Origin of the sequence: Mesorhizobium sp. M1142, from assembly GCF_040318565.1 — a bacterium.
Lineage (GTDB): Bacteria > Pseudomonadota > Alphaproteobacteria > Rhizobiales > Rhizobiaceae > Mesorhizobium.
This window is the reverse complement of sequence record NZ_JAMYMK010000011.1, coordinates 89,783-105,035: the sequence shown is the minus strand read 5'-3', so window position 1 is coordinate 105,035 and position 15,253 is coordinate 89,783. Positions and strand designations below refer to the sequence as shown.

Genomic DNA, 15,253 nt, shown 5'->3' with positions numbered 1-15,253 from the left:
AACACTCTGATGTTGAAAGGAAAAGGGCGGCTAGCGGGCCGCTCTTTTTCTTGCCTGCCAGTCTGTGCGTGACAGCCTGTAGAAGACATGTCGCCTGAGTGCGGTGTGGTTGTCCGGAACACCTGGATAGTTGAAGTCGGAGGCGGGGTCGGCGATCATGCCCAGGCGCTCCATGACGGCAGTGGACCGGCTGTTATCCTTGACTGCGAAGGACACGATTTCGTCGAGGCCAAGTCTTTCAAAGCCATAGGTGAGCCAGGCTTCGGCTGCTTCGGTGACATAGAAGCGGCCCCAGAATTCGGGTGCCAGCCGCCAGCCGATCTCGATCGTGCCGGGCGGCAGGAATGGCAAATGATCCGTTCGGGTTATGCCGACGAAGCCGATGCATTCACCTGTGGCTGCGATCTCAGCGGCCGCGAAGCCGAAGCCGTCGCGATCGATAGCCACGCGCAACTCCTCCATCTTGGCGTCAGCCTGGGCGCGGTCGCGGCGAAACGGAAAGAATTCCATGACCAACTCGTCGGAATTGATGCGATGGAAGAGCTCGCGGTCACGATCTTCCCAGTTGCGCAGGATCAGGCGCTCGGTGCAGATCGGCGTCATTCGACAAATTCCTCCCGGCGATAACCCTGCAGATAAAGCAAGGCGGTGAGGTCGCCGTAGTCGATGCGGATCTTTGCCGCGGCTGCCACGGCCGGCTTGGCATGCAAGGCGACGCCGATGCCGGCAAGACGGATCATGTCGAGATCGTTGGCGCCATCGCCGACGGCAATGGCATCGGCAGGTGTCAGGCCGAGGCGGCCGGAAATCTCGATAAGGGCTTCGGCCTTGGCGGCGCGGCCGAGGATCGGTTCGGCGACCAAGCCGGTGAAGCGGCGATCCTGCTCGATCAGGCGGTTGGCGCGATTTTCGTGAAAGCCGAGCAATGCTGCGATGCGGGTGGTGAAGATGTCGAAACCACCGGAGATCAGCGCCGTCCAGGCGCCGCTGGCCGCCATCGTCTGGACGAGCGTGCGGCCGCCGGAGGCAAGCGTCAGGCGATTGTCGATGATGCGGTCGATGATTGCGGCATCGAGACCCTTGAGCAGCGCCACGCGCTCGCGCAAGGCCGGCTCGAATGCGATCTCGCCGTTCATCGATCGCGCGGTGATGGCGGCGACACGATCCTTGACGCCGATCTCGTCGGCAAGCTCGTCGATGCATTCCTGGTCGATCATCGTCGAATCCATGTCGGCGATCAGGATCTTCTTGCGCCTGTTCTCAGCCGGCTGGACGGCCACGTCGATCGGTTCGGAAGCAAGCGCGGCATGCAGGCGCGCCGCTATTTCGGAAGCGTCGGCGGTCTCCGGCAAGTCGAGCTCGCAGGCGATGCCTTCGGCCAGCCAGCGAACAGCGCTTGCGCCGACCGACCGCGAGGCCATATTCGCTAGCGTCGACGTCAATGCGCGGCCGGCGGGATGGGATAGAAGCGTGGCGATCAGCGGCATCGAAAATTCCAGCGGACAGGCGGGCGAAGGCCGCGTGAAGAACGCGATCCTGATAGCCGGGCCGACCGCCAGCGGCAAGTCGGCGCTCGCACTCGACCTCGCCGAGCGCAATGGCGGTGTCATCGTCAACACCGATTCTATGCAAGGCTATTCGGTGCTCGACGTGCTGACGGCGCGGCCTGGTCCTGCCGAACTCGCCCGCGTCCCTCACTTTCTTTATGGACACGTCGATCCGTCCACTGCCTATTCCACCGGCGCCTGGTTGCGTGATGTCACGAAGCTGATCGACGACGGCACGCTCTCGGAGCGGCCAGTGATTTTCGTCGGCGGTACCGGGCTTTATTTCCGGGCGCTCACGGAAGGTATCTCGGAGATGCCCGACATTCCGAAGTCGATCCGCGATCGCTGGCGTTACGAACTCCAGGAACAGGGCGCAGTGAGATTGCACCGCATCCTGTTGCGCGAGGATTCTGCGGCCGGCATGATGCTGAGGCCGACGGATGGCCAGCGCATCGTGCGGGCGCTGGAGGTGCTCAACGCATCGGGCCGTTCCATCCTGGACTGGCAGGCCGCGCGTGGCCGGCCGTTGATCGACAGGAGCAGCGCGCGCTTTGTCGTCATCGAGCCGGAGCGAGCGGCGCTGGTGGAGCGGATCGATGCCCGCTTCGACAGCATGCTGGACAAGGGGGCACTGGACGAAGTGAAGCAGCTTTCGGCGCTCGGCCTCGATCCCGACCTGCCGGCGATGAAGGCGATCGGTGTTCGCGAGCTCCAGGCCGCGCTGGCCGGCGCCATCAGTTTTCCCGAGGCCATCGAGCGCGCGAAGATCGCGACGCGGCAATATGCCAAACGGCAGACGACCTGGTTCAGGCACCAATTGGGCCCGGAATGGCAGAGATTGCGTCCGGGTGAGGGGATCGATTCGATGCCCTCACCCCCTCCTTCGAGCGCAACCTGAAAAGTCGACACCGAGGGGCCATTTCGCGTTGAAGTTGTCCAGGTTAACTGTCCGTAAGTTCCCGCATGCCATAAGATCGATAGGAACTTTCCAACGGGGAGCAGATGCGTTTCCATAAGGCGGAATCAGCCTTTTTTGTCTTTATTTTTGTGATCCTGGCCGCCGGCCTGGTGACGCTTTACGCCTATGGGCTCCTGCAAACCCTGGCCGCCGACATTAGCAATACGCCTTCGGAACTCGATGAAATCATCTATCTCAACAAGCTGCTGTTTGTGACCGGCGTGCTGCTGGCGACTGCGCTGTTCTTCGGCATTTTCTTCATCTATCCGCTGATCCGAAAGCAGGCGACGGAAGAAGGCAAGCTGCGTGCCATGACCGTTTCGCTCAGCGCGCGTTCAGAGACGCTGGAGCATGCGGCGCTCACCGACAGCCTCACCGGCATGCAGAACCGGCGCTACTTCGACGATGCGCTGAAGGAGTATCTCGAAGAGTTCCGCCGCATCGAGAAACCAGTCGGGCTGATGATCCTCGACCTCGACCATTTCAAGCAGGTCAACGACAGCCACGGCCACGATGTCGGCGACGAGGTGTTGCGGGCGGTCGCCAACTGTCTCAAGGACATGACACGCTATCACGACGTGGTGGCGCGCCTCGGCGGCGAGGAGTTCGCGGTGGTCACGCCCAATATGGATGCCGAGCTGCTATCCAAATTCGCCGAGCGCATCCGCAAGGCGATCGCCAACATGTCGGTGCTGACAGGCAATGTCCGACTGAAAATCACCACCAGCGTCGGGCTTGCTGTCTGGGATCGCAAGGAAACCGCCGAGGAGTTCTATCGCCGCGCCGATCGCCAGCTCTATGAGGCGAAGAGGCAAGGGCGCAACCGCGTCTGCGCCTGAAATTCCGTCGTCAAATTCGTGAGGTGGAAATTCGTGATGCTGGCCGTCTGGTATCGCTTTCTGCGTTTCCGGTGCACGCAGACCGACGTCACCCGGTCAAGCTGAGATGCTGCCTTTGTGGGGCTTGCCGGAAATAGAGGTGTTGCCATGACTAAATCCGACCTTTCAGATCGTTATCGGGGCTATATTGCATGTCTAAACAAGCAGGATTGGCCAAACCTGGGGCGGTTTGTCCATGATGAAGTGATCCACAACGGTCGCAAACTCGGATTGTCCGGCTATCTCGAAATGTTGGTGAGAGACTTCGACGAAATTCCGGACCTTTACTTCGACATTCAGCTATTGGTTGCCGATCCGCCTTATGTAGCGAGCCGGCTAAGCTTCGACTGCGCGCCAAGGGGAACGTTCCTTGGGCTCGATGTGAGCGGGAAAAGAATTTCGTTTGCTGAGAACGTATTCTATGAGTTTCAGAGAGGGAAAATTGGCCAGGTGTGGTCAGTTATAGACAAGACAGCCATCGAAGCTCAGCTGTGATATCTGCGAGCGCTGCCTAAAAGTCGCTCGGGTCAATCATTCTGGCGGACGCAGCCCGAAGGTCGCCGGCTTGAGGCCGTATCGCAAGTCGAAATCGTCGTTCCGCTGGGTGCGTGCGGCCGACGACTTGCGATAGTCCGAATCGCCGGCCTGCCGGCCCGGATCGACGACTTCCGCGAAAGGCATTGCCTGCTGTGATTTCGGCATGTTGCGCAGCCGTTCGACGATCGCCACTAGGTCGACCTCGTCGCCGGTTTCGGACGGCAAGGCATTCTCGCGTTTGGCGTTGCCTGGGATCAAATCCTCGGAGAGTCTTTCGAACTTCATCCGCATCGTCGTCGCCACGCCCTCTCCGAAGGCGATGGCCTCGCGCTGGCCCATGGAAGACAGGAACGCCAGCGTCGAGGCCGAGGAGTCCGCGATTGCCGAGCGGATGATCGCCTGGTCCTGCTCGTTGGCGAGCCGCATGGCAAAGAACGTCGAGCACTGCGACAGGATGGTCGGGTCGAGTTCGCCCGGGCGCTGGGTGACGACGCCCAGATAACAGCCATATTTGCGGCCTTCCTTGGCGATGCGCGACAGCGCGTGCCGCGTCGGCGCGAAACCGAGGCGCGGATCGGCCGGCATGTAGCGATGCGCTTCCTCGCACAGGAAGAGCAGCCGCAAGCGGCCTTCGCTCCACAATGCCAGGTCGAAGGCCAGCCGCGCCAGCACCGAGCAAACGGAATTGACCACCTCGGACGGCATGCCGGCCATTTCGAAGCAGGTTACCGGGCGGCCGTGATGCGGCACGCGGAAAATGTTGCCGATCGTCTCGTGGATGGTGTCCTCGATCAGGCGCGAGTTGAACATGAAACGGTAGCGCGGATCGGATGCCGCCGATTCGATACGTGCCTTCAGTGACCTGAGGGTCGGGCGATCGTTCTTGCTTTCCAGCAATCCCATGCGCTCGTCGACCAGCTTGATGAGGTCGGCAATGCGATAGGGCACCGGCGCGTCGGCGGTCAGCGCGTCGGTGCTGCGCCGTAGATAGTTGCCGGAGTTCGGATTGCGGTAGAGGTTCTTGGCCGCGGGGATGAGATCGCGCAAGGCGTCGACCTCTTCCGGGACCGTCTCGCGGCCGCGAAACAGCACCTCGGCAAATTCCTCGAGCTTGAACATCCAGAAGGGCAGGTCGAGCGTCGTCGAATCGACCCTGACGCAATGTTCGGGCAACGATGCGGCGAACTCATTGTGTGGATCGAGGATGAGCACGCGCAGATCGGGCCAGGCGGCGATCGACTTGCGCAAGAGCAGCGACACGGCGGTCGATTTGCCAACTCCAGTGGTGCCGACAATGGCGAAATGGCGCGCCAGCGTGTCATCGATGGCGATATTGGCGTCGATGGCCTCGTCCTGCGACAGCGTGCCGATGGTGATCGAATGACGACCGGCGAGATCGTAGACGGCCTGCAGGTCGCGGCTGCGGATACGATGGGCAATGGCGCCGATATGCGGGTAGGTTGTGATGCCACGGTCGAAGATCGGCTTCGCGCCGGGTTCGGCACCGTCGCGCACCTCGCCGATCAATTCGATGCTGACCTCGATCGGATTCTGGCCCTCGCTGCTCCAGGCACGATCCGACTTGCCGATTTCATAGACAAGGCCGACGGTTCGTGATGTGCCGAGATTGATCGAGATCATCTTGCCGACGCTCCACAGGCCGGTGACCGTGCCTTCGATGTCGTCGGCATAGGCGCTGATGGTGGCGCGCGCGCCGTCGCATTGCACGACATTGCCCAGAATGCGCTTGTAGTTCTGCTCCGCCCTGCGGCGCTCCAACAAAGTCGGTTCCCCAATGGAGGCTTCGCGTTCAACGAGCATGGAGAGGCCGGTCCCCTTTTCCCAAGCGATGAGCCTAGGCGAACGGGGTTAAGGTGGGATGAGGCCGGATGGTTTAGCGGAGATTAAGGACTTTGCGAAAACTGGACGAAACGGTCGTTGCCTCGCAGAAAAATTTCGATATATTGGATTAATGGATGATATAGCGAACGACATATCCTCTACTATCGGCAGAAGGATACACACCGAAAGGGTGGCTCGCAGCTGGTCCCTGGCTGAGTTGGCGGAGCGGTCCGATGTCTCGAAAGCCATGCTGAGCACGATCGAGCGCGGCATGACCAGCCCGACAGCGGCACTCCTCGTGCGCATCGCGGCCGCCTTCGGCATGACGCTGTCCACATTGATCGCAAGGGCGGAATTGCAGGGCGGTGGCCTGCTTCGCGAACGTGACCAGCCGGTCTGGCGCGATCCGGCTACGGGTTATGTGCGGCGGCACCTTTCGCCGGTCTCCGACATGCCGCTCGAACTGATCCGGGTTCAGCTGCCGGCGGGCGCCAAGGTAAGGTTCCCGGCGGCGTCCTATGCCTTCATCAGGCAACAGATCTGGCTTATCTCCGGGCGGCTGGAATTTACCGAGGGCGACATCGTTCACAAGCTCGAAACCGGCGACTGCCTGGCGCTCGGCACGCCATCAGATTGCGTCTTCCACGCTCCGGGGCCGGACGCCGCCGACTATCTGGTTGCGTTGGCCAGGCGCTGAGGTGAAGGCACGCCGTCCGAAACGCTCCGACAATGGTGGGCCGCCGCTCGACGACTATGACGGTCCGCCCTGGGGCAAGGGCGATCCCTATGTCTTTCTTGCCTGGCGGACCGCCCATGCCCAGGCATGGAAAGCGCCGAGCCGCGAGATCATGCTGATGCGGCTGGACAAAGCCGAGCGGCTAGGCCTGACCTATGAGGAATACACGCTCGAACTGCTGGAACGCGGGCGACATCTGCAAGAGGAAGACGCCGATCGCATCGCGGAAATCCGCCGGGCCAGGAAGCGGAAGCGGACCAGTCATTTCGACTGACGGGCGGCGAAGGGGAAACCACATGAGTTCGATCGAAATCAGGCCACTCAGCAATACTGACGGAACGCAAAAAATGCTGGCGGATCTGCTGATCGGGACAGTCGCTGCCGGCGGCTCGGTCAGCTTCATGCATCCGCTGGCGCCGGAGATAGCCGCAGCCTTCTGGGACAAGTCGCTTCAGGCGGCCGCCAGAGGCGAAAGGGCGGTGCTTGGGGCCTGGAACGGCGAGGCTCTGGTCGGCACTGTCACCTTGCTGCTCGACTGCCCTCCCAACCAGCCGCACCGGGCCGAGATCGCCAAGCTGATGACCCGCCTCGATTGCCGCGGCAAGGGCATAGCAACCCGCCTGATGGAGGCGGCGGAAGTCGTTGCCGTGGAGAAAGGCCGCACGCTGTTGGTCCTCGACACGGCAAAAGAGGAGGGGGCTTCCGGCCTCTATGAAAAGCTCGGCTTCACGCTGGCCGGCGAAATACCGGATTATGCGCTGAAGCCGCATGGCGGGCTCACAGCCACCCTCATCTACTGGAAACGCATTGGTTCAGCCTGATCCGGCCCGTGCACATTCGCCGTTGACAGCGGCGTCAAACCAATTCTATTGTCCGCCACCATGAAAAAGGCACTCATTCTCGTAGGAAAGCGCGTGGGCGAGGCGGTGTAACCGCCGGGCGATGACCTCCCATGCGCAAGACACAGGCTCCCTCGGGGGCCTTTTTTATTGCCCGAAACACGACTAAACGACGAGCAATCGCCTGATGGCGAACAGTACGGGACCAGACCGATGAGCAGTGGACAGAATGAGCGGCGCGACATGCCAAGAACTGAAATGCCAAGAACTGAAATGACCGGCGCCGAAATGGTGGTGCAGGCGCTGAAGGACAATGGCGTCAAGCATGTTTTCGGCTATCCGGGCGGCGCGGTTCTGCCAATCTACGATGAAATCTTCCAGCAGGACGAGGTCGAGCACATCCTCGTCCGCCACGAGCAGGGCGCGGGCCATGCGGCGGAAGGCTATGCGCGCTCGACCGGCAAGGCCGGCGTGATGCTGGTGACCTCGGGGCCGGGCGCCACCAATGCGGTGACGCCATTGCAGGACGCGCTGATGGACTCTATCCCGCTGGTCTGCCTGACCGGCCAGGTGCCGACTTCGCTGATCGGCTCGGATGCGTTCCAGGAGTGCGACACGGTCGGCATCACGCGACCCTGCACCAAGCACAACTGGCTGGTGAAGGACGTCAACGAGCTCGCGGCAACGATCCACGAGGCCTTCCATGTGGCAACGACAGGGCGCCCCGGTCCGGTCGTCGTCGACATTCCGAAGGACGTTCAGTTCGCCAAGGGTATCTATGTCCCGCCGCAGACGGCGCCGCGCACCAGCTACCAGCCGAAGGTCCAGGGCGACCTGGAAAAGATCAAGGCGGCGGTCGAGCTGATGACCGGCGCCAGGAAGCCGATCATCTATTCGGGCGGCGGCGTCATCAATTCCGGCCCGGAGGCGAGCCATCTGCTGCGCGAGCTGGTGGACCTGACCGGCTTTCCCATCACCTCGACGCTGATGGGCCTCGGCGCCTATCCGGCGTCGGGCAAGAACTGGATGGGCATGCTCGGCATGCACGGCACGTATGAGGCGAACATGGCGATGCACGATTGCGACGTCATGCTCTGCATCGGCGCGCGCTTCGACGACCGCATCACCGGGCGGCTGACGGCGTTTTCGCCGAATTCGAAGAAGATCCACATCGACATCGACCCGTCGTCGATCAACAAGAACGTCCACACCGACGTGCCGATCATCGGCGATGTCGGGCGCGTGCTGGAGGATCTGGTGCGGCTGTGGCGGGCAACCGCCAAGGCCGACAAGAAAGCGCTTCACCCGTGGTGGGAGCAGATTGCCAAATGGCGCGCCCGCGATTCGCTCGCCTACAAGATGAACCACGAGGTGATCATGCCGCAATATGCCGTCCAGCGGCTCTATGCGCTGACCAAGGACCTCGACACCTACATCACCACCGAGGTCGGCCAGCACCAGATGTGGGCGGCGCAGCACTATCATTTCGAGAAACCGAACCGCTGGATGACCTCCGGCGGATTGGGCACCATGGGCTACGGCCTGCCGGCGGCGCTCGGTGTGCAGATCGCGCATCCGGATGCGCTGGTCATTGACATCGCCGGCGACGCCTCGGTGCAGATGACGATGCAGGAGATGAGCGCGGCGGTGCAGCACGAGGCGCCCATCAAGATCTTCATCCTCAACAACCAGTATATGGGCATGGTGCGGCAATGGCAGCAGCTGCTGCACGGCAACCGGCTGTCGCACTCCTACACCGAGGCGATGCCGGATTTCGTCAAGCTCGCCGAAGCCTATGGCGGCCACGGCATTCGCTGCGACAAGCCGGACGAGCTCGACGACGCCATCAAGGAGATGATAGCGGTCAAGAAGCCCGTCCTGTTCGACTGCCGCGTGGCGACGCTCGCCAACTGCTTCCCGATGATCCCGTCCGGCAAGGCGCATAACGAGATGCTGTTGCCTGACGAGGCGACCGACGAAGCTGTGGCCAACGCGATCGACGCCAAGGGCAGGGAACTGGTGTAGCCTGGTTCGAGGAAGCTGTGCGGAAACAGCAGATTAGCGCAAAAGTTTTAAATCGAGATTCATGTCATGAACGCACAGTTGCAACCGACCGGCTCGGCCTATTTCATCGCCAAGGAGACGGAAAAACCAGAGAACCACACGCTTTCGGTCCTGGTCGACAATGAGCCGGGCGTGCTTGCCCGGGTCATCGGCCTGTTTTCCGGGCGTGGCTACAACATCGAGAGCCTGACGGTCTCGGAAACCGAGCACGAAAAGCATCTGTCGCGCATCACCATCGTGACGCGCGGCACCCCGCATGTGCTGGAGCAGATCAAGCACCAGCTCGAGCGCATCGTGCCGGTGCACCGCGTCGTCGATCTCACCGTGCGGTCGCAGGAATTTGGACAGGAGCGGCCACTGGAGCGGGAGCTCGCGCTGGTCAAGGTCGCCGGCACCGGCGAAGCCCGCGTCGAGGCGCTCCGGCTTGCCGATGCATTCCGCGCCAGCGTCATCGATGCCAACACCGAGCATTTCATCTTCGAGATCACCGGCAAGGGCTCCAAGCTCGATCAGTTCATCGCCATCATGAAACCGCTCGGCTTAGTCGAGATCTGCCGTACCGGGGTGGCGGCGATGAACCGCGGCCCGCAAGGGATGTAGTCATCCAGCTTGGCTCTATCTCGTCGCTTTGCCACCGATCGCATTGATTTAGGGAAACGGCATGACCTTCGATGCATTTTTCGCCTTGCTGGTTTATGCCTTCGTGACCTCGGTCACGCCGGGTCCGAACAATTTCATGCTTCTGGCCTCGGGTGTGAATTTCGGCTTGGTCAAGACCGTGCCACACATGCTCGGCATCGGCTTCGGCTTCCTCGTGCTGTTGCTTGCCGTAGGCTTCGGGCTTGGCGCCGTGTTGACGGCCTTTCCGGTGCTGCATACCGGGTTGAAGATCGCCGGCGGCCTTTGCCTGCTTTATCTCGCCTGGAAGATCGCCATGTCGCGCTCGCTCGGCGGCGAAGGCGAGGCGAAGGGCCAGCCGATGCGCTTCATCGAGGCTGCGGCTTTCCAGTGGGTCAATCCCAAGGCCTGGGTGATGGCGATTACGGCCATGGCCGTCTATACGAACCCGGAACGCCCGTTTGTGTCCGTGGTGCTGATCGCGGCTGCGTTCGCCGTCGTCATGCTGCCGAGCATTTCGACCTGGGCCGGTTTCGGCATGGCGCTGCGCGGTTTTCTGGCAGATGCGGTGCGGCTCAAATGGTTCAACATCGCCATGGGCATGATGCTGGCGGCGACGCTGTGGCCGATGCTGCGTTAGCTGCCGTTTTATTGTGCACTGCACATTAAATCTTCGTAATGACGGGTTTTGGCCCTTTTTCGCCTTCGGCATCCTCTATTATCTGGCAAAAGCGCGGCAATCGGCTGCGAGTTGAGCTAGACTACGGCCACCGGATAGCGGCGTGTCGGATCGAGAGGCCTTTTGTCGATGCGCGGAACGATCGTATTTGCGGTGATCGCTGCAGCCTGCGTTGCCGCGGCGTGGCTCTATCTTTCGCCCAGCGCAATGAGCGATCTTCAGCATCTGCTGTCGGCGAAGCAGACGGCGGCGGCGGGCAAACCCGCTGCAGCGGCAAGTGCCGCGCATTCGACTTCGGTGGTTGCCGCCACCGCCTCGACGGCCGATTTTCCGGTCCGGCGCTATGCCATCGGCTTCGTGTCCTCTCCTGCCGTAGTCAGCATCAACGCACGGGTCTCGAGCCAGATCGTCGCAATCGCGGTCAAGGACGGACAGATGGTGAAGGCAGGCGACCTTCTGTTCTCGCTGGACGATCGCTCGTTGAAGGCGCAATTGGCACGTGATCAGGCGACGCTCGCAAAAGATCAGGCGCTGCTTGCCAGCGCCACGGCCGATCTTCAGCGGGCCAAAAATCTTGTCGCCAGGCAGGCCGGCACACAGCAGACCTACGATCAGGCTGTCGCGGCGCAGAAATCCGCAGCGGCCACCGTCGACGCCGACAAGGCAACGATCGATGCGGACCAAATCCAGCTTGGCTTCGCCACGATCAGGGCGCCGATCTCCGGCAGGCTTGGCGCGGTCAGCGTCGCCGTCGGTGATCTCGTCACCACCAGCAACGGCAGCAGCACGTCGACCCCGCTGGTGACGATCACGCAGGTCGACCCGTTGCAGGTGAATTTCAATCTCCCCGAAAGCGATCTTGCGTTACTGCACAAAGCGCTGGCCGCGCCGCAGCAAGGCGCGGTGACGCTGACCAAGGATGGCGACCCGAAGCCGATCGGCAGGGGAACGCTGGATTTCGTCGATTCCTCCGTCGATACCGCGTCCGGCACGATCGCAACGCGGGCCAGCGTGCCCAACGCCGATCTTTCGCTGTGGCCGGGCCAATATGTCAATGTCGTGCTCGATGCCGGCATCATGCCGCAAATGACGTCGGTTCCGACGGTCGCCGTCCAGCCCAGCCAGAAGGGACCGTTCGTCTATGTGATCAAGCCGGACAACACCGTTGAAATGCGGCCGGTGCAGGTCACGCTGACAGAAGGCGCCAACACCGCGATCAGCCAAGGATTGAAAAGCGGCGAGCGTGTCGTCGTCGAAGGCCAGACCAAGCTGAAGAACGGTGCGGCGGTGCGCGAAGGCAAGGCTTCGACCGGCACCGGCGACCAGGCGGCTCCGAAGGTCGCCGAGGCTGACCGGACGGGCGGAACACAGCCATGATTTCCGAATTCTGCATCCGCAGGCCCGTCGCAACGCTGCTCATGTCGTTCGCTCTGGTTCTGGGCGGGCTATTTGCTTACAAATTCCTGCCGGTGGCGGCACTGCCAAGCGCGGAATTTCCGGTGGTCAACGTCTCGGCCTCGCTGCCCGGGGCCTCGCCGGAAACCATGGCGACCTCGGTGGCAACGCCGCTGATCAAGCAGTTTGCCACCATCGCCGGCATCGATTCGATTTCGACGACCAACTCGCTCGGTTCGACCTCGATCGCCATTCAGTTCGTGCTCAACCGCGACATAGACGACGCCGCCGCCGACGTGCAGGCGGCGATCGCACGCACGCAACGACAATTGCCGCCGGAGATGACCAGCCCGCCGAGCTATCGCAAGGTCAATCCAGCCGACGCGCCGATCCTGCTGATGTCGCTGGTCAGCGACACCATTCCGCTGACCGATCTCGATGCCTTTGCCGAGAATGTGATTTCGCCATCGCTGTCGACAATCGATGGCGTTGCGCAGGTTTCGATCTACGGCCAGCAAAAATATGCCGTACGCGTCCAGATCGATCCGACGGCGCTCGCCGCGCGCGGCATCTCGATCGACCAGCTGCAGACGGCCATTGCCTCGGCCAACAGCAACACGCCGCTCGGCGTGCTCAAGAACAACAAACAGCAACTGACGATCACCGCGAACACGCAGCTGACCAACGCGGCGGGATTCTCCAACATCATCATCGCAACCAAGAACGGACATCCGGTGCGGCTCGGCGAGGTGACCCGCGTCATCGATTCGGTCGAGACCACAACGACGGCAAGCTGGTACGACGGCACCCGCGCCATCATCATGGCGGTGCAGCGTCAGCCGGATGCCAATACCGTCGACGTCGTCGACCGCGTCAAGGCGATGCTGCCTTCCTTCGAGGGTCAGATGCCGGCGGCGGCGAGCATCCAGTTGCTCAACGACCGCTCGACGTCGATCCGCGAGGCGGTGGACGACGTGCAGTTCACGCTGCTGCTCACCATCGCGCTGGTAGTGATGGTGATCTTCCTGTTCCTGCGCCGGGTGACGGCGACGGTGATCCCCGCCGTGGCGGTGCCGATCTCGCTCATCGCCACGCTGGGCGTGATGTACCTGTTCGGCTTTTCCATCGACAACGTCTCATTGATGGGGCTGACGCTGGCGGTCGGCCTTGTCGTCGACGATGCCATCGTCATGCTGGAAAATATTTTCCGCCATATGGAGGAGGACGGGCTCTCGGCCCTCGAGGCGTCGCTCAAGGGCGCGCGCGAGATCGGCTTCACCATCATCTCGATCTCGATCTCGCTGGTCGCCGTGTTCATTCCAGTGCTTTTGATGGGCGGCGTGATCGGGCGCATCTTCAACGAATTCGCGGTGGTGGTGACGGTCGCCATCCTGGCGTCGATGTTCGTCTCGCTGACGCTGACGCCGATGCTGTGCTCGCGGCTGCTGTCATTATCGAAAGCCGAGCAGAAAGCAGCGCATGGCGGGGACCACAGACAAAACGTCTTCATACGGGGCTATGACAGGCTGCTGACATTCTGCCTGCGCCACAATTTCCTTGTCTTCCTTGTCTTCCTCGTGACCGCCGGGCTGTCGGTGTGGCTGATCCAGATCTCGCCGAAGGGCTTTTTCCCGCAGGAGGATATCGGCCAGGTCTCAGTAACGACCATTGCGCGCCAGGATATTTCGTTTGACGCCATGGTGAAGCTGCAGGGGCAAGTGGCGGATGTCTTCACCCATTCGCCCTACGTCGCGCATGTCGGCTGGTCGGCGGGCAGTGGAAGCAATGCGCTCAACCAGGGCCAGCTGTTTGTGCAGCTGAAAGACAAGGACCAGCGACCGAACATCGACAAGGTGCTTTCGGATCTGCGGCGCCAACTTGCCAACGTGCCCGGCATCGAAACCTACATGCAGCCGGTGCAGAACCTGCGGCTCGGCGCGCGTTCTTCGGCGAGTGCCTACCAGCTTGCCGTGCAGGGCCTCGATACCCGCCTGACGAACGTCTGGGCGCAGAAGCTGACGGACGCGATGGCTGCCGATCATGCTGCCTTCACCGACGTCACCAATGACCTGCAGAACAACGCACTGCAGGCGACGCTGGTGATCGACCGCGACAAGGCGGCGACGCTCGGCGTCGATACCGACACGCTGCGTTCCAGCCTTTATGGCGGTTTCGGCACCCAGCAGGTGTCGACCATCTTCGGCTCGGCCGACAGCTATGACGTGATCATGGAACTCGACCCGAAGATCGAGTGGTCGCCCGAGCGGATGCTGGCCATCAAGGTGAGAACGGCGAGCGGCAGCCTGGTGCCGCTCGGCGCGTTCGCCCGCGTCGATCGGACCGCCGGTGCGCTGACCGTCAACCAGCTCGGCCAGCTTCCGGCTGTGACCATCTCCTACAATCTGCCGCAGGGCGTAGCCCTCGGCGACAGCGTGAGCCACATCAATGCGCTGAAGGAAAAGATCGGCATGCCGCCGACGATCTCGACCACTTTCTCGGGCACGGCGAAGACCTTCCAGGATTCGCTTTCCAACCAGGGACTGCTGATCGGTGGCGCGATCCTCACCATCTATATCGTTCTCGGCATGCTCTATGAGAGCTTCATCCATCCGCTTACCATCCTGACCGGGCTTCCGTCGGCGGTGCTTGGCGCGCTGGTGGCACTGCGGCTGGCGGGGATGGACCTGTCGGTGATCGCGGTGATCGGCATCCTGATGCTGATCGGCATCGTCAAGAAGAACGGCATCATGATGATCGACGTGGCGCTCGAGCTTAGGCGCGAGGGGTTGTCGCCTGTCGAATCCATCCACAAGGCCTGCCTGATGCGCTTCCGACCGATCATGATGACCACGCTTGCCGCGCTGATGGGTACCATCCCGATCGCGCTCGGCACCGGCGCCAGTGCGGAACTGCGCCAGCCTCTCGGCGTGGCGGTGGTCGGCGGTCTCGTCGCCTCGCAGGCACTGACGCTGTTCGTCACGCCCGTCATCTACGTCTACATGGAGCATTTTTCCGGCTGGCTGGTCAGGCTGTGGGCGCGGCGCCGGGGCGAGCCGAGGCCGGTCGAAGCGGTCGACCAGCCGTCACTGTTCGACGAGGAGGAAGAACCAGTGCCGCAAAAGGCGGCAGCCGAATAGCGCTGGCCCAAGCCGTGGTGCTT

The 15,253-nt window shown here is 62.0% G+C and carries 14 protein-coding genes; 11 read left to right on the top strand and 3 right to left on the bottom strand.

The window, feature by feature from the left end; genetic code table 11:
• Positions 1-30: 30 nt before the first annotated feature.
• Together NKH42_RS19285 and serB are read right to left on the bottom strand one after the other, a co-directional pair.
• On the bottom strand, positions 31-603 hold the full coding sequence (locus NKH42_RS19285) for a GNAT family N-acetyltransferase (protein WP_352505644.1): 573 nt from the start codon (positions 601-603) through the stop codon (positions 31-33).
• The gene (gene serB, locus NKH42_RS19280) at positions 600-1,487 is read right to left on the bottom strand and encodes a phosphoserine phosphatase SerB (RefSeq protein ID WP_352752513.1); all 888 of its coding nucleotides are present in this window, start codon (positions 1,485-1,487) and stop codon (positions 600-602) included. The genes NKH42_RS19285 and serB overlap by 4 nt, the downstream gene beginning before the upstream one ends.
• On the opposite strand from serB, the gene miaA reads away from it, so the two are divergent.
• The 3 genes from miaA to NKH42_RS19265 all read left to right on the top strand — a co-directional run bounded on the left by miaA (position 1,477) and on the right by NKH42_RS19265 (position 3,878).
• Entirely contained in the window at positions 1,477-2,445 is a 969-nt protein-coding gene (gene miaA, locus NKH42_RS19275) for a tRNA (adenosine(37)-N6)-dimethylallyltransferase MiaA (RefSeq protein ID WP_352753632.1), read from the top strand. The genes serB and miaA overlap by 11 nt on opposite strands.
• A 104-nt stretch (positions 2,446-2,549) precedes the next feature.
• A complete protein-coding gene (locus NKH42_RS19270) occupies positions 2,550-3,344 on the top strand; it encodes a GGDEF domain-containing protein (RefSeq protein WP_352505646.1) in 795 nt (264 codons plus the stop codon).
• A 147-nt stretch (positions 3,345-3,491) separates the two neighbouring features.
• Positions 3,492-3,878, top strand: coding sequence for an ester cyclase (locus NKH42_RS19265; protein ID WP_352752514.1), 387 nt, complete (start codon positions 3,492-3,494; stop codon positions 3,876-3,878).
• A gap of 36 nt (positions 3,879-3,914) precedes the next feature.
• Here NKH42_RS19265 and NKH42_RS19260 read toward each other — a convergent pair whose 3' ends face one another.
• Positions 3,915-5,741 (bottom strand): ATP-binding protein, encoded by a 1,827-nt coding sequence (locus NKH42_RS19260; RefSeq protein WP_352752516.1) that lies wholly within the window; start codon positions 5,739-5,741, stop codon positions 3,915-3,917.
• A 151-nt stretch (positions 5,742-5,892) separates the two neighbouring features.
• Here NKH42_RS19260 and NKH42_RS19255 point away from each other — a divergent pair, with 151 nt between their 5' ends.
• From NKH42_RS19255 to NKH42_RS19220, 8 genes are all read left to right on the top strand, one after another.
• The gene (locus tag NKH42_RS19255; protein ID WP_352753544.1) at positions 5,893-6,459 is read left to right on the top strand and encodes a helix-turn-helix domain-containing protein; all 567 of its coding nucleotides are present in this window, start codon (positions 5,893-5,895) and stop codon (positions 6,457-6,459) included.
• Between the two features lies 1 nt (position 6,460).
• Entirely contained in the window at positions 6,461-6,772 is a 312-nt protein-coding gene (locus tag NKH42_RS19250; RefSeq protein ID WP_254818924.1) for a hypothetical protein, read from the top strand.
• 22 nt (positions 6,773-6,794) lie between these two features.
• Complete coding sequence (locus tag NKH42_RS19245) at positions 6,795-7,319, top strand: GNAT family N-acetyltransferase (protein WP_352753541.1); 525 nt, start codon at positions 6,795-6,797, stop codon at positions 7,317-7,319.
• Between the two features lie 291 nt (positions 7,320-7,610).
• Positions 7,611-9,362 (top strand): acetolactate synthase 3 large subunit, encoded by a 1,752-nt coding sequence (locus NKH42_RS19240; RefSeq protein ID WP_352752530.1) that lies wholly within the window; start codon positions 7,611-7,613, stop codon positions 9,360-9,362.
• Positions 9,363-9,428: 66 nt separating this feature from the next.
• Positions 9,429-10,001, top strand: a complete 573-nt coding sequence (gene ilvN, locus NKH42_RS19235) for an acetolactate synthase small subunit (RefSeq protein WP_023676680.1) — start codon at positions 9,429-9,431, stop codon at positions 9,999-10,001.
• Between the two features lie 61 nt (positions 10,002-10,062).
• Positions 10,063-10,659: a LysE family translocator gene (locus NKH42_RS19230; protein ID WP_352752521.1), complete on the top strand. Its 597-nt coding sequence runs from the start codon at positions 10,063-10,065 to the stop codon at positions 10,657-10,659.
• 168 nt (positions 10,660-10,827) lie between these two features.
• Positions 10,828-12,075, top strand: a complete 1,248-nt coding sequence (locus tag NKH42_RS19225; RefSeq protein ID WP_352974355.1) for an efflux RND transporter periplasmic adaptor subunit — start codon at positions 10,828-10,830, stop codon at positions 12,073-12,075.
• Positions 12,072-15,230: an efflux RND transporter permease subunit gene (locus NKH42_RS19220; protein WP_352505653.1), complete on the top strand. Its 3,159-nt coding sequence runs from the start codon at positions 12,072-12,074 to the stop codon at positions 15,228-15,230. Before NKH42_RS19225 ends, NKH42_RS19220 begins: the two co-directional genes overlap by 4 nt.
• Positions 15,231-15,253 lie beyond the last annotated feature (23 nt).